Annotated in this window: 22 protein-coding genes; 9 read left to right on the forward strand and 13 right to left on the reverse strand. The window is 64.3% G+C overall.

Features of this window, described 5'->3' with window-relative positions; translation table 11 throughout:
* Positions 1 to 62: 62 nt before the first annotated feature.
* The 5 genes from E3O19_RS08765 to E3O19_RS08785 form a co-directional block, all read right to left on the reverse strand.
* On the reverse strand, positions 63 to 1526 hold the full coding sequence (locus tag E3O19_RS08765) for an SCO6880 family protein (RefSeq protein ID WP_134566954.1): 1464 nt from the start codon (positions 1524 to 1526) through the stop codon (positions 63 to 65).
* 20 nt (positions 1527 to 1546) lie between these two features.
* The gene (locus tag E3O19_RS08770) at positions 1547 to 2902 is read right to left on the reverse strand and encodes a TrbL/VirB6 family protein (protein WP_134566955.1); all 1356 of its coding nucleotides are present in this window, start codon (positions 2900 to 2902) and stop codon (positions 1547 to 1549) included.
* Between the two features lie 30 nt (positions 2903 to 2932).
* Positions 2933 to 3202, reverse strand: a complete 270-nt coding sequence (locus E3O19_RS08775) for a DUF6112 family protein (protein ID WP_134566956.1) — start codon at positions 3200 to 3202, stop codon at positions 2933 to 2935.
* A gap of 636 nt (positions 3203 to 3838) precedes the next feature.
* Positions 3839 to 4777: an AbiTii domain-containing protein gene (locus E3O19_RS08780; protein ID WP_134566957.1), complete on the reverse strand. Its 939-nt coding sequence runs from the start codon at positions 4775 to 4777 to the stop codon at positions 3839 to 3841.
* Positions 4778 to 4910: 133 nt separating this feature from the next.
* Complete coding sequence (locus tag E3O19_RS08785) at positions 4911 to 5378, reverse strand: hypothetical protein (RefSeq protein WP_134566958.1); 468 nt, start codon at positions 5376 to 5378, stop codon at positions 4911 to 4913.
* A 68-nt stretch (positions 5379 to 5446) separates the two neighbouring features.
* On the opposite strand from E3O19_RS08785, the gene E3O19_RS08790 reads away from it, so the two are divergent.
* From E3O19_RS08790 to E3O19_RS08800, 3 genes are all read left to right on the forward strand, one after another.
* Positions 5447 to 5836, forward strand: a complete 390-nt coding sequence (locus E3O19_RS08790; protein WP_134566959.1) for a hypothetical protein — start codon at positions 5447 to 5449, stop codon at positions 5834 to 5836.
* Positions 5837 to 6208: 372 nt separating this feature from the next.
* Positions 6209 to 7261 carry a hypothetical protein gene (locus tag E3O19_RS08795; protein ID WP_134566960.1) on the forward strand — a complete coding sequence of 351 codons (1053 nt, stop codon included), beginning with the start codon at positions 6209 to 6211 and terminating at the stop codon, positions 7259 to 7261.
* Positions 7262 to 7724: 463 nt separating this feature from the next.
* Positions 7725 to 8522 (forward strand): hypothetical protein, encoded by a 798-nt coding sequence (locus E3O19_RS08800; protein WP_134566961.1) that lies wholly within the window; start codon positions 7725 to 7727, stop codon positions 8520 to 8522.
* A gap of 387 nt (positions 8523 to 8909) precedes the next feature.
* Here the strand turns inward: E3O19_RS08800 and E3O19_RS08805 are convergent, their stop codons facing one another.
* Complete coding sequence (locus E3O19_RS08805; RefSeq protein ID WP_134566962.1) at positions 8910 to 9218, reverse strand: helix-turn-helix domain-containing protein; 309 nt, start codon at positions 9216 to 9218, stop codon at positions 8910 to 8912.
* 44 nt (positions 9219 to 9262) lie between these two features.
* Positions 9263 to 9694 carry a hypothetical protein gene (locus E3O19_RS08810; RefSeq protein ID WP_134566963.1) on the reverse strand — a complete coding sequence of 144 codons (432 nt, stop codon included), beginning with the start codon at positions 9692 to 9694 and terminating at the stop codon, positions 9263 to 9265.
* A gap of 517 nt (positions 9695 to 10211) precedes the next feature.
* On the opposite strand from E3O19_RS08810, the gene nadE reads away from it, so the two are divergent.
* Positions 10212 to 11033, forward strand: coding sequence for an ammonia-dependent NAD(+) synthetase (gene nadE / locus E3O19_RS08815; RefSeq protein WP_134566964.1), 822 nt, complete (start codon positions 10212 to 10214; stop codon positions 11031 to 11033).
* Positions 11034 to 11183: 150 nt separating this feature from the next.
* Here nadE and E3O19_RS08820 read toward each other — a convergent pair whose 3' ends face one another.
* The 4 genes from E3O19_RS08820 to mgrA all read right to left on the reverse strand — a co-directional run bounded on the left by E3O19_RS08820 (position 11184) and on the right by mgrA (position 14296).
* Positions 11184 to 11885, reverse strand: coding sequence for a hypothetical protein (locus E3O19_RS08820; RefSeq protein WP_134566965.1), 702 nt, complete (start codon positions 11883 to 11885; stop codon positions 11184 to 11186).
* 78 nt (positions 11886 to 11963) lie between these two features.
* The gene (locus tag E3O19_RS08825) at positions 11964 to 12251 is read right to left on the reverse strand and encodes a hypothetical protein (RefSeq protein ID WP_134566966.1); all 288 of its coding nucleotides are present in this window, start codon (positions 12249 to 12251) and stop codon (positions 11964 to 11966) included.
* Positions 12252 to 12316: 65 nt separating this feature from the next.
* Positions 12317 to 13285: a DMT family transporter gene (locus E3O19_RS08830; protein WP_134566967.1), complete on the reverse strand. Its 969-nt coding sequence runs from the start codon at positions 13283 to 13285 to the stop codon at positions 12317 to 12319.
* 3 nt (positions 13286 to 13288) lie between these two features.
* Positions 13289 to 14296, reverse strand: a complete 1008-nt coding sequence (gene mgrA, locus E3O19_RS08835; RefSeq protein WP_134566968.1) for an L-glyceraldehyde 3-phosphate reductase — start codon at positions 14294 to 14296, stop codon at positions 13289 to 13291.
* Positions 14297 to 14313: 17 nt separating this feature from the next.
* Here mgrA and msrA point away from each other — a divergent pair, with 17 nt between their 5' ends.
* From msrA to E3O19_RS08860, 5 genes are all read left to right on the forward strand, one after another.
* Complete coding sequence (gene msrA, locus E3O19_RS08840) at positions 14314 to 14838, forward strand: peptide-methionine (S)-S-oxide reductase MsrA (RefSeq protein WP_134566969.1); 525 nt, start codon at positions 14314 to 14316, stop codon at positions 14836 to 14838.
* A 186-nt stretch (positions 14839 to 15024) separates the two neighbouring features.
* A complete protein-coding gene (locus E3O19_RS08845) occupies positions 15025 to 15597 on the forward strand; it encodes a single-stranded DNA-binding protein (RefSeq protein WP_134566970.1) in 573 nt (190 codons plus the stop codon).
* Between the two features lie 93 nt (positions 15598 to 15690).
* Positions 15691 to 16179, forward strand: coding sequence for a DUF6993 domain-containing protein (locus tag E3O19_RS08850; RefSeq protein WP_134566971.1), 489 nt, complete (start codon positions 15691 to 15693; stop codon positions 16177 to 16179).
* A 5-nt stretch (positions 16180 to 16184) separates the two neighbouring features.
* Complete coding sequence (gene ettA, locus E3O19_RS08855) at positions 16185 to 17867, forward strand: energy-dependent translational throttle protein EttA (RefSeq protein ID WP_134566972.1); 1683 nt, start codon at positions 16185 to 16187, stop codon at positions 17865 to 17867.
* 7 nt (positions 17868 to 17874) lie between these two features.
* Positions 17875 to 18369, forward strand: a complete 495-nt coding sequence (locus tag E3O19_RS08860) for an acyl-CoA thioesterase (protein WP_134566973.1) — start codon at positions 17875 to 17877, stop codon at positions 18367 to 18369.
* A gap of 76 nt (positions 18370 to 18445) precedes the next feature.
* Here the strand turns inward: E3O19_RS08860 and E3O19_RS18685 are convergent, their stop codons facing one another.
* Complete coding sequence (locus E3O19_RS18685) at positions 18446 to 21961, reverse strand: Ig-like domain-containing protein (RefSeq protein WP_134566974.1); 3516 nt, start codon at positions 21959 to 21961, stop codon at positions 18446 to 18448.
* A 326-nt stretch (positions 21962 to 22287) separates the two neighbouring features.
* Positions 22288 to 22782 (reverse strand): DUF2231 domain-containing protein, encoded by a 495-nt coding sequence (locus tag E3O19_RS08870; protein ID WP_134566975.1) that lies wholly within the window; start codon positions 22780 to 22782, stop codon positions 22288 to 22290.
* Positions 22783 to 22792: the final 10 nt, after the last annotated feature.

Below are 22792 nucleotides of genomic sequence, written 5' to 3' on the forward strand. Positions count from 1 at the left end.
AGGGTCCTCGGCCAAGGAGTCGACGGAATACGACCCAGACATGCCCCTGGACTTTGAGTCGCTTACACGCTGCGGCACAACGGCAGCGCTGCGGCTGTGAAGGCTTGTGCTTGCTGGCCGACGAGCCGGTGTGTTTCGCACGATGCTTGGATGGCGGCTTGTTCGATCGTTGCCACCGCGGCGTCGAGCTCGTCGACCGTGGGCGCGGTCACGCAGACGAGGCCGGTCGTGTGCAGAACTCCGTGGCCGGCGGTGAGGTCTGCCTCCTGGTGCAGCAGGTCGTCGTATTCTGCGGTCGCGCCGGCATCCTCGATCTGGCCGATGCGTTTGCGTTGGTAGGCGTCGCTGATCAATTCGGTCTTCTTCTTGCGCAGGTCGCGTGCAGCCTGATCCGCGCGCACGGGCAGGTAGTGCAGCGACACCGTGCGAAGGATGCCATTGGTGAAGACCAGCGGTGAGAGGAAGCCGGGGAACACCTGGGACCTGGGCCATTCGCTGATCCACAGCACCGCATGGAACGCACTGTCGGTGCGGAGCCGATCCCAGCTCTCGGCCACGGCGACCGGGCCGGCCGTGGCCAATGAGTGACCAACTGCAGGATGCCGTTCCAGGTCGACGCCGACGGCGGGGTCGTACGCCGTTCGCAGGATCATCGCGAGCTCGTCCGCGGTGAGCCAGCCGCCGACCGTGAGGTCCGCTGCGCGTAGCGCCCTCGTCAGGGCGGTCATTTCCTGGCGGAGCACTGCCGCCGCGCCGCGCATGCCGCCGCCCTGCGTGCGCACTTGCCGGGACGCTGCGGTGAGGTCGAGGGAGAGGGCGATTGTTGTCGCGTGGCGTTCCCCGGCGGGCCCGGCCCACTCGATCAGATCACGGTAGGTGGTCGCGGCCCAGCTGTCATCGTCGATGCCGTGCCGCTCCCACCACTCGGCTAGCCCGGTGCCAGAATCGGGCAGCGTGCGTTCCGACACCTGCAGCCTTGCGATTCGTCCCGACCTGCACGCCCCGGCAAGCACTCGCCCCCACGCTGTTACGCGTCGGTGCTGCTTACCGGGGTCGAGCAGGGCGAAGGCCGGGTGCGACACCGCCACGACCGCGGTCAGGGTGCGCGCGTGTGGGTCGTGGATCATGACCGCCCCGGACTCGGGATCGTCCCATTCGCGCAGCGCGGCCGCGTCACCCGGAAGCGACAGGGTGCCGACCGGACGCGGGCGGATGATGCGGCGCCGGTAGGTCAGCTGCTCGTGCGCGGCACGCCACGTCCACCGGCTGACGATCGGCACCCATTCGACGATCTTCCGACCACTGAGCGGGATGCCGGCGATCACCACCGCGGTGCCCCACACCGGGCTCGACCACAAGACGCCCGCGCCGCCCGCCGTGTAGAGCGCGGCGACGATGGTGAGCGTTCCGATCGACAGGGCGACCAATTGCGGCACCGACAGACCCAGCAGGATGCCGCGCTTGGTCAGTCGCGAGAACTGTTCCGGTGCGAGTTGGTACTCAACGCGGTTCTGGTCAGAGTCCATGACTACACGTCCGTTCCTGCTCAACCGACGGTTTGGGCAGCATCCGGCGAAGGTAGGGGAGCTCGTGATGGCGCGGATGCCAGCTGAGACGCGCTCGGCGGGACTGCGTCGCCGGCAGACTGGGTGTGCGCTTCTGCCGTCTGTCCGACCGCACCGCCGACCTTCGGGCCGGCCGTGACGGCGGCACTGGCGACTGCCGCCCCGACGGCGACGCCTGCGGTTGCCACCCCGGCCCCGGCACTTACACCCGCAGTGCCGGTCGTGGCAGATGAACCTGCGCCCGCACCCGCGGCAGCCGCGGCGCCCGGTCCGCCGCCCGACGAAACGGGACCAAGTCCTCTGCCGCCCGACGCGGGTGCCGCTGCCGAGCCGCCGCGAGGCGCCGACCCGCTCCCGCCGTCGCTGCTCGGGCCGAGGATCTTCTTCGCGCCTTCGGTCATCGGTGAGTTCGGCACCGGCACGGGCCGGTTCATCGCCGACTTCGCCTCCTGCTCGCTCGACATCGCGTGGTACATGTCGAGTCCTACGAAGTTGAGGAATTTGTACGTGATGTACGGCGCGAAGGCGGCGATGAACATCAACACGATTCCGGCGATCGGATCGCTGACGGAGGCCAGATCCGCATCGATCGGGGCCGAGACCTGCGCGACTGCGACCAGAAAGATTACGACGAGCACGAGCTTCGACAGGATCAGAGCGATCACGAACGCGACCCACTTCGAGAACCAGCCCTTGGCGGCATCCCAGGTCGCGCCCGCGAGCGCGATCGGCCCGAAGACGATCGCCACCAGCAGCAGTGCCTTGCGGATGAGGAGGGAGAACCAGACGATCGCTGCGGCGCTGATCGCGAGAGCGGACAGGAAGATCGTCACGATCGCGCCGACACCGGGGGAGCCGACATTGAGCGCCGTGAGGCCGGCGGGCAGGAGCGCGATGCGGTCGCCCATCCCCTTCATCGTGTTGCCGCTCGCGGTCACAACCCCGATCGTCAACTGATCGGTGATCTCCAGAAGCAGGCCGGTGATGGTGATGATGACGAACGATCCGAGCACCGATTTGGCGACGCCGAGCGCGGCCCGGGAGAGCGCCGTCGGGTCCCGGTGCACGAGCCCGGAGATGAGCTGCAGGCAGAAGAACACCAGGGTGACGAAGACGGCGACGCCGAAGAGCACGTTGTAGACGTCGATGTACGCCGGATCGGTCAGGTCGACGAGCGTGGTCGAATCATACGCCGCCCAGACGGATTCAAAGAGCCAGGCCGCAGCGGAGCCCATCGCCTGCGCAAGCCAATCGAACGGCGCCGCGATCAACGAGGCGGTGCCCTCCCCGACCGTGTTGCAGACCTCCGCGATCACCGGCACATCGCACACGCTCATCTGTTGCTCCGCTCACGTTGGAATCGAAGGTCAGACGGCTTGGCCGACGTTCCAAAAGAAGTTGATCAGCGTGACGGATGCCCCGCACACGATCGCCGCGCCGCACGACGCAAGCACACCGGTCTTCCCGCGCGAGGCCAGGTGCGGGTTGGACGAATTGGCCCCGAACCCCCACACGATCGCCGAGATGATCAACGCCAGCACGCTCAGAATGAGGCCCACCGTCATCACCGCGCCCACGATGACACGAAGCTGCTCAATGCCGGGAAGGCCCGTCCCGTTCGGATCAATGTCGACCACACTCCGCTCCCTCAGTCGGTTGATGCGTATGACATGCAGGAGCGCACGGTATCCCCATGATCGGGCAGGTGAACTCCGAGCGCCCAAATTCTCAGCTGAGCACAGGACCGCGCTGATCGACGGGCGCATCGACCGTGAGTATCTCAACCGCCAGACGCTATGGGCGGCCCTATCTGCGTCCGGTTCAAAGCTGGCGCTGCACTTCCGTCACGAGTCTGGCGCTAAGCGGCCAGCGATTCGCGGGTTGCCACTCATTGCGGGCTGCCGGCGAGTGCCTGCGGCAGGTTGCAGCTAGCGACTTTCGGCGCTTGGCGGACATCGCCCCGCGCCGAACTGCGCTTAGTCCGCGACAAGCCCGACGTCTCGTGACCCGTGGGTTTCGGCACAGTTAGGTTACTAGACGCCAGCCGGGTTGACCACTGGAGACCCCTGCCCTCCTTGCTGAGACATCCGGCGGTGAGCCCCGTAGATCGATTCGGCGCGGACGCTGGCTGATACCTTCGAATCCAACCGCGACCTGGGGCGAATGTAAGCGAGTGATCACCCACTCTGAGGGTCGGAGCTGGGTCGGGATCCAGTCGACATTCTTGGCTTGGGGTGTACCCCCAGCCACCGCTAACCCGTGTCAGTGCTGGTTCAGCCGAACGTGTTTGTCATTGCCAGGGAAGTGAACGCCTCGACTGCTCCTCCGACGGCAGCCGTAATCGTGGGCACCCCGATGCGCGTAGCCGCCGCCCGCAGCCTGCCGGTCTTCCTATGAACGGCCACGGTGTCGAGTTCGTCCTTCTGCGCCTCGGTACGGAGGTCCTCGAGCGCGTCCAGAAGTTCTGTCCGAAGTACCTCGTTGCGCACGCCATCGGACGCGGCGCGCACGGTGTCGAGCAGCTTGATCGCGTCGTCAATGCTGAAACTGTGAACGGTCGCCTCGGCGCGGGCGCCGATGGCCGTTGGGCCGTGGGCCGTATTTATCGTCATGAGGTACTGCGTGCCGATGCGCTGGCCGACAGCAGCGTCAACTTGGTCCTTCCTAGGCAAATCGGTAAGCGGGGTGTCTGCCATCAGGTCGGCAATCACGTCAACGAGCTGTGTCCGGATCTGTCCCAAGACCCCCACGATTGCTGAGCTAGGCAGGTCGAAGTACATGTTCATGATTTGCTGGAACATCTCGAGCTGGCCGTTCCAGATCGTCTGCGCATACGCGAGACCTGCGTTTGTGAACGAGAGCGACTTTTCGCCTGTCAGCGTCTCAAGCTCCTCGATTGGCTGACGCAAGTAGATCCACTCGGAGACGACCTCCTGAGCCTTGACGGGCAGCTGGAGGCGGTGAATCGTCTGCCCCTTGACGTGCATGTTTCCGCTAATCGTGTCCATCCTGATCGCCGGGGACGAAAGACGCCGATAACTAGGCACATCGACGTCATCGCCGTAGCCGTTCAACTCGTATCGAGCCCAGTTGCGAAGTGCGCTCGATCCCGTTTCAGCACCTAGCATCAGGCACTTGCGCAGCAGACCCGCAAGCGGCTGAGACTCGTCGAGGACTTGTTCTCGAAGGGAGTGCAGCAGTGTGTCAGACATGTGGGCCCCCGGTGCATCTGGTCGAGATTGCGACCTCTCTGAACCTACATGGGACCACTGACAGATTTCGAATCCGGGCCTTCCTCGGCAGTCGACTAGGCGTATCCCCTCGATCCAACTGAGGAGAGGGCATCTAGAGAGGGTCAATCGAGTAGCTGTTAAGGGCTGCTGCCAGATTGTCGTATCTGGACCGGTGACTCTGGACTCGAATCTGGTCGAGCTTCGGTCTCGGGTGGTATCCGTAGCCTGAAAACAGTTGCGCGCCTTCCGCAAGCTCCTTTGCCCACATGATCTCGGCGAGGTTTGGGAACATCTCGCGCGCAACAGGCTCTCGACCATCCCCAACGGCGGTATTCACGCAGTATCGGAACGCACCCAGCGCAATGTCAGCTGCGGAACTGAGATTCGAAGCGTTGTCGTTGGTCATGCCAAACAGCATTATGCGGTCGTCAACGCGGATGTGGCTCCCACGCATGTCTAGCCCGTGCTGGAACAGGTACTCGAGGTGATCGAATCGGTCGTTGTCTCGATCCATCAACATGATCCCGTGCGTGCCCTCGCTCGATAGCATCTTGCGATATGCGCCCGTGACAGTGTTCAACGCCCAATTCATTCGTTCGTCGTAGGTCTGATTTCTACTCCCGAGCCGTCGAGCTCGTCACCGAACGGATGCGCCGGGTAAATCTGCTAACCAGCCGCGACGTCGCGGCCGCAGTGCGGGCGACGAAGGCAGTGGTCCGGCGCGAAGAGCGGCAGCAGCAGTTCGACCGCCTCGTGAAGGCTGTCCTGGCGCAGGTGCACCGCAACAATGTGCGACTGGGCGTGGTCGCGGAGATAGAAAACCGGGCGAGGGCGCATCGGGGAAAGCCGCAAGTGCCCGTCGACTCACTGGTCGTGCAGCTCGCGATGCAGGAGGTCATCGAGCGCACGCCCACGAGCAGCCTGACTGTCGCGGAGGTTCGAAGTGCTGCCCGTATCGCGAGACTGCGTATTGAAGTGCCTTTCCAAGCTCGCCCGGACGCAGTGGTCGATCGGATTCGGCGGCGGCCAGTCGTGTAGCTGTGATGGCGAAGTGCCGAGTGACTGGCGCGGGTCCCTCATTGGCGGAGGGCTGGTCCGTTGTCGCGCCGCCGCGTGGGATCGAGGTGCGGTCCCTGGACATATGTTTCAGGATTGCATGGACTTGAGTCAAGATGCCTCGGATGCGGTCGCTGGTCGCCGTGGTTTTCGCAAGCTGTTCGACGGCATTCAGGCCGACCGTAGCGCACGCGGCAAGGTTCGACGGGCCTGGGGGATGAGCACGGCGTCCCGCGCGTCAGTCTCGGATTCTGCGGCATGCAGGTTTCTTCGATCTGGAGCTCGAGAGTTCTCATGGAAAACACCTGTGCTCTCAATGCCGACGACGATTCCGAGAGGCGCTAAGGTTTGGCCATGCTCGCACTTGGTTCAATCAAAGCTGGAATGTCCGCTTCATTGGACTTCGCCGGGCGACTGGTAGAAGACCTCGATTCGAGCCTTTGGGACTCAAGCGATCCCGCCACCGATGACGTTCGCGACTACATGGTCGGAGCAGCTCGGGCGGTCGCCGCAAACCTCCAGAACGCTTCGGTGCACCTGAAGTACTACGGCGAGCTCAGATACGCGCAGGACGCTGAGATGGGCCAGCTTTCAAGAAGTACCGGACGTCCATTCCCAATCCCCGGAACCAACCCGCGCTTCGACGAACGCGAAGCCCAACTTGACGCCGCGGAACAGGGACTGTTCGTCGCTGCTGGCGCTTCTCTGGATTGCCTCGCGGCAGTCCTCGCGGGCGTCGCCGGCCTACGGACGCCCATCCAGCGTGTCGACTACGGAATGCTCACGCCACTTCGTGTAGCGGGCGCTCGGACAGAGGTTGACTACGATCGCCGCCTCTTGAGGGCTCTATCTCCCGCCCACACCGACCTAGGTCAGCTTCAGCTAGGCGCTGTAGCTGCTCTAGGCGCAGCCGTTGACGCGTCAGGGCCGGCCGGATGGCTACTCTGGGCGTTCGGAGTCCGGAACATGAGCGTCCACCGGGAACACCGAATGGAGCTGATTTCTACTGCCCGTTCAACACGCAGGGGGCGGATGGTCGTTGATCGCCTGGGTCCCGCCAACCCAGATCAGAGCCATATGGCGGCCTTGAAGACTGCAGAGTATGAGCTCGCACAATTTTACATTCACGAGGATCTCGGAACCACACTCAAAGGGGTGATGAGCTCGTTGAGCACAACCGTCGTGGGCACTGTTGCCGTGCTCGGAAACCTTTGGGCGGAACGAAAAGCACGCCCCGAGTTGACTGTGTCGGCGTCAGCTCAGTGGAAGCCGGTTTCCGCTTACCAGGTATTCAAAGGCTACGAGCCGGGACCAATGGGCATCAGTTCCGAGAAATCCGCACTGATAATGCACCCTTCCGACGCCCGCCGTATGAAAGCAGGTGGACTGATTAAGCCGGTGCGGTGAGTTCCAGTCGTTGCGTGCGGGCATCGCGCAATTACCGAGCGCTGACCTCGGCTGATTTCAAGAGATCGCTCGCACAGCTTCGGGTTTCCAACTGTAGATCGGGTACGCACAACCCGACAAGAAGCTTAACACTTTGGCCCGCCTCTGATTTTGGCCTGCCTCAGATAGCGTCGGCTGCTTGTCCCTGGCTGGGTGGCGAGCCAACCCTAGCCCGGCAGGAGGCCCACCCTTCGCTAGGGCTGCGGCGTGAGTCGCATCCCGTCGCTGCTCGATCCGGTCAGCGGCAGCACCAGGGTCCTTATTCGCCTCTCGCGCATGACACTTTGTGTTGTGGTTGTTCGCGCCCCAGCCGGACGTCGCCAGCATCGGGGAACGCAAACCCAGATTTTGCCCGACTTGATGCGCTGAACGGACTTGCCTTCTCCCCTTAGGCTCTAGTTGTCCCGGACGATGGAGGCCCTTGATGAACACGCACTACCTGAATCCGGCCGGTCGGCTCTTTGAGTTCCTCAACTACGTTTGGCTTGCGTCCGATCAGTTGGACGCGAAAAGCGTCTGGGGTCTATATCTGGATGTCATTCCTGAGCAGGAGCCAGCCAAGTTTTTCCGTGCAATTGGCGGAGTACTGGCACTTCCGGATGAAGTTCGCACAAGCGTGGCCGGGGTACAGGACGGCCCATTCAGTCGCGAAAGGCTCCTTCGGGCTTTGCCTGCGGCGGAGGCAGCTCTCTCAATTGCGCCTCAGCTGCCGTCGTACAGCGTCGCTCAGATGAAGTTGCATTACGACAAAGGCACCCTCGCGGACCTCGAAACGTGCAGTGAGCTACTAAGCCATGGCCGCCAGGGTGGTCGGGATATCGAGTTCGCGGGCATGGAGAATTCGTTGGCTGGGATCCGCAGCTTGGCCGACGAGATCAAGGTCGAGGCGACGGAGTCTGGATTGCCTTCCGATGTCGCGACACTTCTCTGGAGGAACGCCGATGCCATTGTTCGCGCCGTCGACATGTACAGGATTCTTGGCACGGAAAGTGTCATCCGTGAATTTGACGCGTTCGTCGGATCGTTGGTCACGAAGCCCGTCGCCGGTGACGCCGCACGAAACACGCCTGCTCTATGGGACAAAGTGCAGAAGCTGAGCAAAGAAATTATACTGATGGAAGCTGCTTTCGCGGTCCCAGGGCAACTGATGATTACCGCTGGGAATTTCTGGACGGCCATCCAGCCTGGCGTTTCTGCCGTAGTGTCCGCCCTCGCCAGTTAGAACTAAGCCATCCCACGCAGCCGGGATTGGCAGCACTGAGGCAGGCGTTCACAAGGGTGCCATAGGCGCTCGGCAAGTGCCAGAAGCAGTCCGTATCAGCACGTCGTAACGAGGCCTCTGATTAGACTAACCTCGCCGAAACTTCGGTGAAGTAGGTGGAGGGGAGCCTCCCAGATTGGCGGCTCGGCACGCATAAGTTGATCTTGGTCGGAGTCCCCGCGCCAGCCCCAGAGCTTCTGCGGGAGTCAAGGGTTTGCATCCACCCAGAAACTCCCGCAGGCTGGCCCAAGCTGATGGCTTTTGCCGCCTCACAAGCCTCCTTCTCGATTTCCCGAGAGTCGCAGCGACATGAGCACGACGGCGGCCGAACGCGGGGTTGTGCGGAGGTTATGGAACTCGCGTCAGAGTAATTTTTTGGCCGAGGGCGGCAGCAAGACGACTGAGCGTAGCGGCTGTCGGGTTGCCGATACCTCGTTCTATCCGGCTGATCTCTGCCTGCTGAATCCCGGTAGCGCTGGACAGGGCGGGCTGAGTAAGGTCGCGGGCCTTGCGTGCTGCGGCAAGCATCGCGCCCAGTTCAACGCGACTTGCGAGCTCCGCGTCAAATGTCGTGCCGGCCGTCTCATACACGGCGCGCGTATCGTCGGACCATTCTGCCTTCGCACGGTCTGCAAGGTCTTTGAAGTTTCTTGCCATGATGTCTCCTTCGAACTCAAGTATGTGCCCTAACACATATATGGTCAAGTCTTCTTGTGGCGATCACGGTGGGTGCGCTTCCACTGTTCGTGAATCTTGCGCGCCCTGGCGATTTCGCGCTGTTGACGCCTATCGGACGGATCCTTCTTCTTGTCGTAGCCGCTGTAGAGCAGAACGATCTTGTCTCCGTGAAAGGCGCAAAACACGCGGATGAGTACTTTCCGGTCAACTATGGCGAGATCGGACGGCAGGGCGACATTCGCCTCAGAAAAGATCGCCTGCAGTGACTTCCGAACCCGGAATTCATAAAGACCACCGGAGAGAGGCTTGCCCCACTCTCCACTGCAGATATCGATGCCGTGCACCGCGAGGACGTGCTCGATTGCAGCTGTCAGGACTGCCTGCTCGTACTCGCCGAGTGAAGAGTAGAAGCGGCCGAAGGAATCGCCCTCGTACTCGATGTCCCAACTGGTCATCGTCGTAGCCTCCTTCGCGCGCGTGGCCAGCATGGTGGGCTGATTTCGCGATCTTCCTTGACGCCTGCCCAGATCGGTCAAGCGTGGTCGCGAGAGTTGTCCGGAAGCTCTTGGCTAGTCACAGCCGGTCACCAGATCAGGTGTGCAGCCCGAGACCAGGAGTTCGGCTCGCCCTCGGTATCGTATGTCGAATGCGTGAGTTCGGGGCCGAACGCTAGGACTTGATTCGCGCACGTTTATTCAACGCTTATTGCTTCCAGACTGGCCGATACGGGCCGAGGGGTTGCGATAGAATTGTGATAACGACCACAGGGAACTCCTGATCAGATCGAGATCAGACGAGATTGGTCTAGGTTTCGGAACGAGAGCCGCTCGGTTGAAATGGACCGACCGCAATCCGCTTGTCGTAGGTTCGATTCCTACCGGGGGCACCGGGGTCGTCGGGGATCCGTTGCGGGGTTGCCGGGGATCGATATGCGGCCTGGCTGAGCCCGGCCGGGCTTGATAGATTTGCTGCATGCGAGAACTACAGGCGCGAATCATCGCGGAACTGAACGTGTCCCCGACCATTGAGCCGGCGCTCGAGCTGCGCCGCCGGGCCCAATTCCTCGCGGACTACCTCTGGCGCGCCGGGGCGAAGGGCCTCGTGCTCGGGATCAGCGGCGGCCAGGATTCGAGCCTTGCCGGTCGGCTCTGCCAGCTGGCCGTTGAGCAGCTGGGTGCCGAGGGGCACCCGTCGACCTTCCTGGCAGTGCGCTTGCCCTACGCGACGCAACGCGACGAAGACGACGCCCAGCTCGCCCTGGATTTCATCCGGCCCCAGTCGAGCGCGACCTTCAACATCATGCGTGCCGTCGACGGGATTGACGACGAATGCCTTGTCAGCACGGGCCGCGAGCTTCCCGACTTCGACAAGGGCAACGTCAAGGCCCGCGCCCGCATGGTCGCCCAGTACGCCCTCGCGGGCTCGCAGGGGCTGCTCGTGGTGGGTACCGATCACGCGGCCGAGGCGGTCACCGGATTCTTCACCAAGTACGGAGACGGCGGAACAGACATCCTCCCGCTCAGCGGGCTGACCAAACGGCAGGGTCGCGCTCTGTTGGTCGAACTCGGCGCCCCCGAGCGGCTCTATCTGAAACAGCCGACCGCGGACCTGCTCGACGACACCCCGGGCCAAACCGACGAGGACAACCTGGGCCTGCGATACGAGCAGATCGACGACTACCTCGAGGGGCACCCGGTCGATGACGACGTCGCCGACGCCATCGAGAGGCGGTACCTGGCCACCGAGCACAAGCGGCGCGTCCCGGCGTCGATGTTCGACGAGTGGTGGCGCTAGACCGAGCGTGCGAGCGGTTGAGTGAGCGAGCGAGTGAGCTGAGGCGAAGCGGTCGTCACTGACTGCCAGGCACCGAGCGGTTGGAGAACCGATCGGTGCGTGGCAGTTGTGTGGTGACCGGCGTGACGATGTTGCCGGCGGTAGTGAGTGTCAGGAAGCGGCATACGGCGCGGGCCGCACCTCGAGGGCCTGCACATCGTCGAGGAGGCGCTGGGTTTCCGTCGACGGTGCGGCCTGGGTGGTGGCATAGTTCAGTGGCGCGGGAACCGGGGTTGACTGCTGGGGCGAGTACTGGTCGTGGTGCTGCTGCGCGGCCCACGCATCCTGCTCGGCGAGCAGGCTCTTTTCGGAGGTGGTGTTCGCCACCTTCCACCGGTCGAGGTCGCTGAGGAAGACCTTACGGGCACGAGCCGGCCTGTGCTGCCATTCGATCAGGCGGTCGCGGAACTCGAGCAGCGCCGGTTCGAGCTGGTAGCCGAAGGTGGCGGAAGTGCGCTTGAGTTCGGCCAGCTGGTGGGCAGCCCAATTCGCGGCAACGGCCGACCCCTTGATCGGTAGGAGGCGCAGCTGGATGTCGGCCTGGCCGACGGCGCGGTCCGCCATGACCTGCTCCTGGGGGCTCAGCGAGTTCCAGACGGATGCCTCTGTCGCAGCGTCCACCAGGGCACCGATGACGGCCGCCTTGAGTTCCCGGTCGTGCTGGGCGAGTAGGTTGCGGATTGCTCCGCGGGAGATCCACGAGGCCAGCAGGCTGGCCACGATGATCGCGACGACGAGCACCACGGCGCTGAATACCATGGTCTGATTGCTGGCTGCCGTGAGCCAGGACACGAAACTATTCCACCACTGCATGAGCGGCACTTTACCGGGACCGATCCCGGTTCGCGGGGAACATGCGCGGCGTGCCCAAAAGGTCGTGTCGGCGAAGAGTCACCGGAAGCAGTCCGCGGCGTCGTCAATGTTCCAGAAGGTGCCGAGGGCCGTCGTGCGGGCGGCTGCCAGGAGGCGCCGCGCGGCGAAGCGCTCGTCGATGCCGTCGGTGCTGAGCTCGATGTGGCCGAGTACCGCGCCGCTTCGGTTGACCACACGCCAGAGTCCGTCGGCGACGGGCAGCAGGGACAGATCGCGGAGGGCACCGGTGCGCGCCGGCCGAGCAGAACGGTTCGGTTGGGCCGGGTTCGGCAGGGCAGGGTTCGGCAGGGCAGGAGCTGTGGACAAGGAATCCTCCGATATTGGCCGGCCGCGGTTGATGACGTCTCCACGCTACGGGCGGCCTCCGACATTCAGCCGGGCGTGCTGTCGACCGGCTCGGTCCCGAGGGCGAGGTCCTGGCTGGCGAGGTCCAGGTCGACGACCTTGTTCACCCGGGCCGTCTGGGCGACCGCGATCCCGCCGAGCACAAGAACGACCCCGGCGACCTGCACGGCGTCGAGGGATTCACCGAGCCACAGGAATGCGAAGCCGAACGCGAAGAGCACCTCAGACGCGGAGACGATACCGGCGGCCGTCGCAGTCAGGCGGCCCAGCGCCATGTACGACAGCAGGTACGGGGCGAACGACCCGACGATGCCGTTCCAGAGCACCAGCAGCCAGAGCGGAACCGCGAGCGCCCCGAGGTTGCCGTGCAGCGGCACTTGCTGCGCCAGGGTCTGCGGCTCCACTTGCCACCACGCGCTGAAGACCAGCCAGAACCCGCTCGCGAAAAGCATCGACCAGAACGACACGACCAGGGGCGACGAGGATGCGACCTGCCGTTCACCGACCAGGAAGTACACCGCAAGGCAGATCGCGGCGGCAACCCCGGCCAGTACGCCGAGCGGGGACAGGGTGCTCGCCCAGATTTGCGCGACCACAGCCATCCCCACCAGCACGCCGCCGATGGCCAGCCAGATCCGGGGCTTCACCCTCTCCTTGAGGACGAACCGCGCGAACAAGGCAACCAGGAGGACCCCGGAGTACTCGAGCATGAGGGCGATGCCCACCGGCAGCAGGCTGATCGCCACGGCGTAGAACCATTGGATGAGGGCAACGCCGGCGACACCGAGCAGGGCCATCACCGCCACCTGGCGTCGGCCGATCCGGAAGGCCCGGCGGTTGGTGAGGAAGAGCAGGATGCCGGCGAGCACCGCGATGATCGTCACCCGGAAGAAGGTGAGCTGGGCCGGCGACAGTCCGGCCTCCACGATCACCTTGGTGGTGCTGCCGTTCAGGCCGAAGAGCAGCGACGCGAGGAGAGCGTAGAGGTAACCCACCGCCTAGCGCAGTCCGGTGCCGTGCACGGCGAACGGTTCGATGGCCGCGATCTCGTCACGGGTCAGGTCCGGGGCATCCAGGGCCGCAACGGTCTGCTCCAACTGGCCGACGCTGCTCGCCCCGACCAGCACGCTCGTCACCGACTGCTGGCGCAGGATCCAGGTCACGGCAAGCTGGGCCAGGGTCTGGCCACGCGCGGCAGCAATCGCGTTCAAGCCGCGGACGCGCTCGAGGTACGTGTCGGTGAGGACGTCCTCGGAGAGGAACCGGCTGCGTGCGGCCCGGGAGTCCCGGGGGACGTTGCCGGACAGATACCGGTCCGTCAGGAGCCCCTGCGCCAGCGGGGAGAAGCAGATGCTGCCCACCCCGAGTTCGTCGAGCACCGGGAACAGGCCCTCTTCGACGTGACGGTCGAACATCGAGTAGCGCGGCTGGTGGATCAGGAGCGGCACGTTGTGTTCGGCCAGCGCTGCGACGGCGGCCCTGGTCTGCTCAGGCGTGTAGCTGGAAATGCCCACGTAGAGCGCCTTGCCCTGTCGCACTGCGGTGGCCAGGGCCCCCATCGTCTCCTCGATCGGGGTCTCCGGGTCGGGGCGATGGGAGTAGAAGATGTCGACGTAGTCGAGCCCGAGGCGACCGAGGCTCGCGTCCAGGGACGACAGGAGGTACTTGCGCGAGCCGAAGTCGCCGTAGGGCCCCGGCCACATGTCGTAACCGGCCTTGCTCGAGATGACCATTTCGTCGCGGTACGCACGAAAGTCCTCGGCGAAGATCCGACCGAAGTTGGTCTCGGCGGAGCCGTAGGGAGGGCCGTAGTTGTTGGCCAGGTCGAAGTGGGTCACCCCGAGGTCGAAGGCCCGGCGCAGGATGGCCCGCTGGGTGTCCATCGGTCGGTCGTGTCCGAAATTGTGCCAGAGACCGAGCGAGACCGCCGGAAGCTTGAGGCCGCTCCGCCCGGTGCGGCGATAGTTCATCTCGGAGTAGCGGTTCTCAGCGGCAACGAAGGTCATGGAGTTACTCTAGGACCGTGCAAACTTTTGTGGTCGCAGGTGGATGTTTCTGGTGTCTCGATGCCGTGTATCGGGTGCTTCGCGGGGTGACCGATGTCGTGTCGGGCTATACCGGGGGAGACACGCCCAGGCCAAGCTATGAGGCGGTCTGCACAGGGCGTACCGGGCACGCGGAGGCCATCGCGGTCACCTTCGACCCGGAGGTCATCCCGGCCAGCGTCATCCTCGACGTCTTCTTCACGCTGCACGACCCGACCCAGCTGAACCGCCAGGGCGCCGATATGGGAACGCAGTACCGCTCCGCCATGTTCTACACCGACGAGGAACAGAAGCACCTCTTCGAAACGTCCCGCACCCGTGCCGCCGAATGGTGGGGTGAGGGCATCGTCACGACGATCCAGCCGCTCGGCGAGTACTTCGTCGCGGAGGATCATCACCAGGACTTCTTCGCCAAGAACCCCGGTCAGGGCTACTGCATGGCCGTTGCCCTGCCCAAGGTGAACAAGATTCGCAAGTCCTACGCGCCGTACATCCTTCCGTAACCCTCCACAGCCAACGCCACAGTTCCCTTTTCCACGGGGATAGTGAACCCGGCACGCGCCGACGCGGTGCTGTCGCACACTCGGAGCACGTGACCCGGGGGTGACGGAGACAGGCACGAGCGTTCGCTCCCGGGTCGCGCGCGCCGGGCCGTTGCCCGGCGCCCAACGAGGTGCAGGGAGAACGCAATGAGTGACATCATCACCGTGACCGGGATCGTGGCGACAACGCCGCGCCACCTCGTCACCAGCACCGGGCTGGCCATCACGTCGTTCCGGCTGGCTGCCGGCCAGCGCAGGTTCGACCGGGCGAAACAGTCCTGGGTGGACGCGGAAACGAACTGGTACACGGTCTCAACCTTCCGTCAGCTGGCCCACAACGTGGTGCGGTCGGTGCGTCGCGGAGAACACGTGGTCGTGGCCGGCCGGCTGCGCATCCGCGACTGGCACAACTCTGACAAAAACGGCACCGCGATCGAGATCGAAGCGGACAGTGTGGGCCACGACCTGGCCTGGTGCAGCACGATCTGCCAGCGCGTGGCCCCCGTACCCGGGCGGATGCCGGAGGAGCCGGTCGACGGTGCGGAGCTTGTGCAAGGTGCGGAGCTTTCAGACGTTTCGGAGCCTCCGGTCGGGGCGCTCTCCGGTGCGGACCTGGTAGACCCTGACCGGGACGATTCTGGCGGCTCGGCGGCCCCGGACTCGGCGTCCGGCGGTTTCCTGCCGCGGGAGGACGCCGGCCTGGTCACCCTAGACTCTTAACACTGGCCGCATCCGTGGCCCCTGAAAGGATGCCCCGTGCAGGTTGGACCTGGGATAAACCCGCGGCGGCGCGCAGGACAGGGCGTCCCTCGGATGCACGGTGCTGCGGCCGTGCTCGCGCTCGCGGCCGGCCTCGGCCTGGGACTGTCCGGCTGCGTCGGTTCGACGCCCACGTCCCCGTCTCCCTCGCCGACCGCCCAGGCGCTGACCGCCCAGGCGCCGACAGCGGCTCCCGCCCCTCCGCCCGGCCCGACCCTTCGGCCGAAGCTGGACGCGCGCACCAATCTCGCCTATTACGATTTCGTGGCGTCCGGTGTCGTGGCCGCCAACCCGGCGGCCGGTGGCCGCGACTTCATCGACGCGCTAGTGGCAGGCGGCTTCGACAGGGCCCAGATGGAGGTGACCTTCGACGAGACCAGCGCGGCGCTCGCCGCTGACTCGATCCAGTTCGCCGTGCGCTTCGACGGGGAATGCCTGATCGGGCAGAACGGACCCGCCACAGGCGGCTACCACGGAACCGTCATGCCGTTGCTGGCGAGCGGAACGTGTCTGGTCGGGGCCACTCGGCAAATAGACTGGTAAGCACTATGGCCGAATTTATTTATACGATGGTCCGCGCACGCAAGGCGGTAGGCGACAAGCTCATCCTCGACGACGTCACGATGTCGTTCTTCCCCGGTGCGAAAATTGGCATCGTCGGGCCGAACGGCGCGGGAAAGTCCACGATCCTCAAGATCATGGCGGGCCTCGACACCCCGAGCAACGGCGAGGCGAAGCTCTCACCCGGCTATAGCGTCGGCATCCTGATGCAGGAGCCGGAACTCGACGAGACCAAGACGGTTCTCGAGAACGTGCAGGAGGGCGTCGGCCCGATCAAGGCCAAGGTCGACAGGTTCAACGAGATCAGTCTCGCCCTCGCCGAACCGGACGCCGACTTCGACGCCCTCCTGGCCGAAATGGGCACCCTGCAGGAAGCCATCGACGCCGCCGATGCCTGGGACCTCGACTCCCAGCTCGAACAGGCCATGGACGCCCTGCGCACCCCGCCGGGAGACTCGGCCGTTTCCGATCTCTCGGGCGGTGAGAAGCGCCGGGTTGCGCTGACCAAGCTGCTCCTGCAGAAGCCCGACCTTCTCCTCCTCGACGAGCCCACCAACCACCTCGACGCCGAGAGCGTGCTGTGGCTTGAACAGCACCTCGCCCAGTACCCCGGCGCCGTGCTCGCCGTCACCCACGACCGGTACTTCCTCGACCACGTGGCCGAGTGGATCGCCGAGGTCGACCGCGGCCACCTGTACCCGTACGAGGGCAACTACTCCACCTATCTCGAGAAGAAGCAGGAACGACTGCTGATCGCGGGCAAAAAGGACGCGAAGATGGCCAAGCGCCTCGCGGACGAGCTCGAGTGGGTGCGCTCGAACGCCAAGGGACGCCAGGCCAAGTCCAAGGCTCGCCTCGCCCGGTACGAGGAAATGGCGGCGGCGGCGGAGAGCACCCGCAAGCTCGACTTCGAAGAAATCCAGATCCCGGTCGGCCCGCGCCTCGGCGCCCAGGTCATCGACGCGAAGAAGCTCACGAAGGGCTTCGGCGACCGTGTCCTCATTGACGGGCTCAGCTTCACCCTCCCACGCAACGGCATCGTCGGCATCATCGGCCCGAACGGTGTCGGTAAGACAACGCTGTTCAAGACCATCGTGGCCAAGGAGCCGCTTGACGGCGGCGAGCTCAAGATCGGTGAGACGGTCGCGATCTCCTACGTCGACCAGGACCGCACCGGCATCGACCCGAACAAGACCCTCTGGGAGGTCGTCTCGGACGGCCAGGACTACATCCAGGTCGGCAAGACCGAGATCCCGTCCCGCGCCTACGTGTCCACCTTCGGCTTCAAGGGCCCCGACCAGCAGAAGAAGGCCGGCGTGCTCTCCGGTGGGGAGCGCAACCGCCTGAACCTGGCGCTCACCCTCAAGCAGGGCGGCAACCTGCTCCTGCTCGACGAACCCACCAACGACCTGGACGTCGAAACGCTCGGCTCGCTCGAGAACGCGCTGCTCGAATTCCCCGGCTGCGCCGTGGTGATCACACACGACCGGTGGTTCCTCGACCGGATCGCGACCCACATCCTCTCCTACGAGGGCACCGACGAGAACCCGGCGAACTGGTACTGGTTCGAGGGCAACTTCGAATCCTACGAGCAGAACAAGATCGAACGCCTCGGCCCGGATGCCGCGAAGCCTCACCGTTCCGCGTACCGCAAGCTCACCCGCGATTAGGACCACGATGAAGCTGCACGTGCCGATCTTGTTGCGCTGGTCCGACCTGGACGCGTACGGCCATGTCAACAACGCCGCGATGCTGCGCCTCCTCGAGGAGGCGCGCATCCAGGCCTTCTGGCTGGACGAGGATGCTATCGAGCCGGCGCTCGGCGCGAGCACCGCGGTTCTCGACGGCCGGCCAGGGGCGGCGACGCTGACGCTGATCGCCCGGCTCGAGGCCGAATACCTTGCCCAGATCCCCTACCTTCGGCAGCCGGTCGTCGTGCGGCTCTGGCTGGGCAAGCTCGGAGGAGCCAGCCTCGAGGTCTGCTACGAGGTGTGGAGCCCGGATGGCGTGCTGCCTGCTGTGCTCTACGCACGCGCGAGCACCACGATCGTGCTGGTCGACGCCGCCACCGAGCGGCCGCGTAAGATCAGCCCGACCGAGCGCGACGCCTGGACGCCCTACCTGGACGAGCCGATCAGGTTCACCCGGCGGGCGTCCGTTCCGGAGGACTAGTGTCGCGTGTGCGTTGAATGATTCGCGCTGGGTTAGATGCAGATAGGGGCTGAAGGACCGCGCCGAGCCGTGTTGGTCAGGAAACGAAGCTCAGGTCATCGAAGTAGTAGGTCTGGTCTGACGCCATCGGAGCGTAACCACCGTTACCTCGACCGAAATCGAAGAACACCGACACTTTGTTGTACGTGTTCGCCACGTTCAGGGCTGCCGTCGGCTTCGCGATGTCATAGGTCGTTGGGCCGTTGGGAATGTAGTGGGTGGACGAATCGCCGAAATCGAAGGTCAGGGTTTCCCACGCTCCGGATGTCATCGTGAAGGCGTCGGTCTCGCAGTTGATGCCGGGGTTGCCGGCGTTTTCGACTTTCATGCGCACCCGGATGCCGGCAGTGGGGCTGTACACCCGCATCGTCACCTTCGTGCTCATCGAGGTGAACGAGATTGTCGCCACTGACTGATTGGAGCCGGTGGACACCGTTGTGCCGCCCCACTGCTCCGATCCGGTGGTCTTGAAGACCTTCGCAACGGTATTGCTGCCACCGGCCGGATCGGGCGCGACCGCCCCCGCCGCGCCGTAAAGACCGAAGTCGGTCAGCGCGTACTGGACGGCGGCATCATCGAACGTGATCTGCCAGCTGGCTGCCGGAGGTGGCGGCGGTGTTACGGCGCCTGTCGGGGCGAGATTCAAATTGTCCAGATAATAGGTCTTTCCGGTTCCGTCGGTACCGAAGTCGAAGAAGATCGAGACCTTGTTGTAGGTGAACGCGAGGTTCAGCGCCGCCGTTCCAGGTGCTTGCTTGGCGAAGTCGAACGTCAGAGCTTCCCAGCCGCCGGCCACCGTGGTGGTGGCTTCAGTCTCGCCCGACTGGGTCGGATCGGCGGCGTTCTCGACCTTCAGCCTCACCGGGATTCCCGCATCCGGCGACCACACCCGAGCTTTCAACATCGTCTTGGTGGCACCGAACGCAATCGTTTGGACCGCCGTGTTGGGCAGGGTCGAGACTGTGGTGCCCGCCCAAAGTGCGGCACCGACACCCTTGACGACCTGAGCGACCTTGTTGGCCGCATTGGCCGGGTCAACCACGATGGTCGGGTTCGCACCTCCGAAGCCGGTCAGCGTCGGTGGGGTTGCCTCATCGAAGGTGATGACACTTCCCGAAGGCGGCGGTGGCGGGGAAACGACCGTGTCGTAGGCCTGCTGAGCAGCGGCGGACACTGTATTGGTATTGCCGGCCGCATCGCTGAACGTTCCCGCGGCCACGCTGACATTGATGGTCCCGGTTGAATTGACCGCAGGAGCGACGACGAGCGTGGCGTGACTGGCGTCGACCCGGACGAACGTACCTTTGGTGCCGCCTGCAACGACGATGTCGTCGGCGGCGAAACTGGTGCCGACGCCCTCGCTGAAGCTGAAGGTGTAGGTGACCTCACCGGTCGCGGTCGCCGCGGCAACGTTGTCGGTGATGGCGACCGTCGGGGCAACCGTGTCCGGCACCGCAGGGTAGTCCGTCACGGTGACCGGTATGTCGGCGTTGCCGATGATCGATGGCCCCCCGATGCCGTTGATCACGTTCGAGATCCCACCCTTGCCTTTGTTGGGATCGAGGAAGATCGTGGTCATGTTGTGCAGGCTTCCGGGAGCAAGGGTGTCAGGCACTTCGAATGCGTTCGCGGCGAAGATGTCCACGCCCTGGTTGAAGAAGCTGTAGCTGCCCAATGCGTAAGCCTTGAACGTCTTGACCGAGTCGGCGACTTTCAGGGCAGACCAGCCAGTGACGCCCGGGGCCTGCATCCAGGCCGCCTGGCTCGGCGGGTCATAGGCCAACTCGTTCTGAAAGAAGACGATCTCGCCGCCGTTGCCGTTCCAGATCACGTTGTGCTGCTGGTAGTGCTCAACGAAGAGTCCGGTGGCGGTGACATTGTCGCCGTTGACGACGACACCGTTCTTGGCGGTATTGATGTTCCAGCCGACCGTACCCACATTGCCGTGGTCTGCTCGCCAGGCCCAGATGTCATCCAGGATGACGTTGTCGCTGTTGACTTCCAGACTGACGTCGGCCTTCCCGACGTTCGGTCCGCCGATCCTGAAGAACACATCCTGGAGGCCGGTCGGGTCGGACGAGCTGCTCGTCGCCTTCTTGTCCTTCCTGTCCTTCTTGCTGCTGCCGATCTGCAGCAGCACGGCCGATTTCTTCGTACCCGCGTCGATCGTGAGGCCGGCGATGTCCACGCCCGGGACGTCATTGACCGCCATCACCACCGCACCGTTCACCGCGGTCAACGTGGCCATGCCGATACCGAGCACGACGGTGTCGGCCGTTTGGACCTCGATCGTCTTGTCGATGGCGAACACACCCGGTGTAAAGAGCAGGTTCTTACCGTTCTTGAGTTGCTTGTTGATGGTCTGCACCGAATCGCTCGGCTTGGCCATGTAGAACTTTGCCAGCGGGATACCGCGGCCCGGCGTCGCACCGTTCTCCCACGTCGGCCCCGTCGAGTTGGTGCCGGGATCAGGGACGAACACCTTGTACTGACCGGCGGAGTCGATGTAGAGATAGGGCTTCTCTTTGCTTGCAGGGGTCTTGTCGAGTGTGGTGTAGGGGCCGCACACATCCTTGACCGCAGGGAAGCACTCCGCGGGTGCGCCGGCCACGCCGGAGAACACCTGGTTCCAGACCCCGTTCGACCAGCCATCAACACTGCTGTTGCGCACGATGTACTGCTGCTGGGACCCGTTGATGACGAAACCCGTCTTCGAATCGGCAATGAAGCCGCCGCTGGCAAACTGCGGACCATCGGTGCAGTAGTCCATCAATGACAGGTTGCCACCGGTGATGTTGACCCGGCGTACCGGTGAGGCCTGGGATGCGGCCCAGAAGTTCGCCGAGGCTCGGCACCCTACACCGCCTGTGACGTTGATCGTGAGGTTCGACATCGAGCGCCAGAAGTTGTCCAGCGCGATGCACCCGGACGCGGGCCGGCACCGGTTGTAGACCTCCACATGGCCGTTGATGGTGACGTCGGTCGGGTTCTGACCCAACCCAGCCACTTCCGTGTAGTACCCCACCTGGATCATCAGTGGCTGTTCAGCGTTGCCATAGCTCCCCGGCTTGAACAGCAGCGCGTACCGGTTGGTACCCATTTCGTCGTTGATCTGCAGCTCTTTGATCGCGTCGACCTCAGCCTGGATCTGGCTGGTTGGCATGCTCGGGTCGAAGATCCTCACGTTGGGCCCGAAGTCCGGCTGGTCAGGGCCTGGCCGTGCAGGGCCTGGTTGTGCAGAGCCTGGCTGCGCGGGGCTCGGCGGAGGTGTCGGCGCCGCGAAGGCGGGAGATGTGCTGGTGAGCGAGATCGCTGCGACCAGCGCGGTGGCCGTGACCAGGGAGAACAAGCGGCGTCGGCGTTCCGGACGAGCGATGGAAGTGACATTCGGCAGCGACATTGCAAGCCTGCTTTCTGCGGAGGGCCGTTCAGTGCACAGCGGGATGATGGAGCGCTCCCGGTGGACAGTAAAGCCGGAGCGCAGCCTCGACACAACCTCGCCGAGGAGAAAACGTGAGAGCGCTTTCAGGAAGAGAATAGTGCCCTCGCTCACCCACGTCAACAGAACGCGTTGATTCGTTGGAAACCGTTCGTCCCGGCACGTTCCGCTTTTCGACCGGCCTCTCGATGAGCGGGCCAGAACTCGACCTCTGACTTCTGACCCCGTTTTCGGAGGCGAAGAAATGCCTGCGGAAGGCGTCGATAACGTGACCGTACGCGAGTCAAGCTTCTTGTTTTTCTGCCGCGGCGTTCCCAGCATTTCCGAGATCGTGGCAAGCAATGAGGATTACACAATAAAGCGCGTGAGCGGCCCGATCTCGGGAAAATAGTCTGCTCGGGCCGCGACCGCGAACCTGAATGAATCAACGACTCGCGACACTAGCGCGGCGTCTCGCTGAACGAGCCCTGCCAGATCGCCCGGCTGCCGGATTCGCCCACCAGCACGGTCTGCCAGGTGGTCGCGCCGCCGAGGCCGAGGGCCAGCAACACGAGGAGCACGCTCACCGCCGGGCTCCCGGCTCCGGGGCGCACTCGTCGCCGCCGGTCCTGTAGGGTGTGCCAGAGCCAGACCAGGACGCAGAGCAGGCCGAGGGAGAGCGTCCACGGCCAGAGCGCCCCGCCCAGGCCCGCATGCACGCCGATCAACGGAGTGGGCGCCACCCGGGCCTGCAACCATGCCCCCGCCTGGGTCGTGAGCGGCACCAGCACGATGACCCCCAGCCCCAGCGTCGGCAGTCCGACGCCGAGACGTTGGCGCACGGTCCGGAACGCCGCCGCGAGCAGCACGGCCAGGGCCGTGACCGGCACGAGCACGACAACGAGGTGCACGAGGAGCACGTGCAGTGGGAGACCGTTGATGGAGTGGACGTCCATGGTCGCCCGA

Origin of the sequence: Cryobacterium algoritolerans (assembly GCF_004402785.1) — a bacterium.
GTDB lineage: Bacteria > Actinomycetota > Actinomycetes > Actinomycetales > Microbacteriaceae > Cryobacterium > Cryobacterium algoritolerans.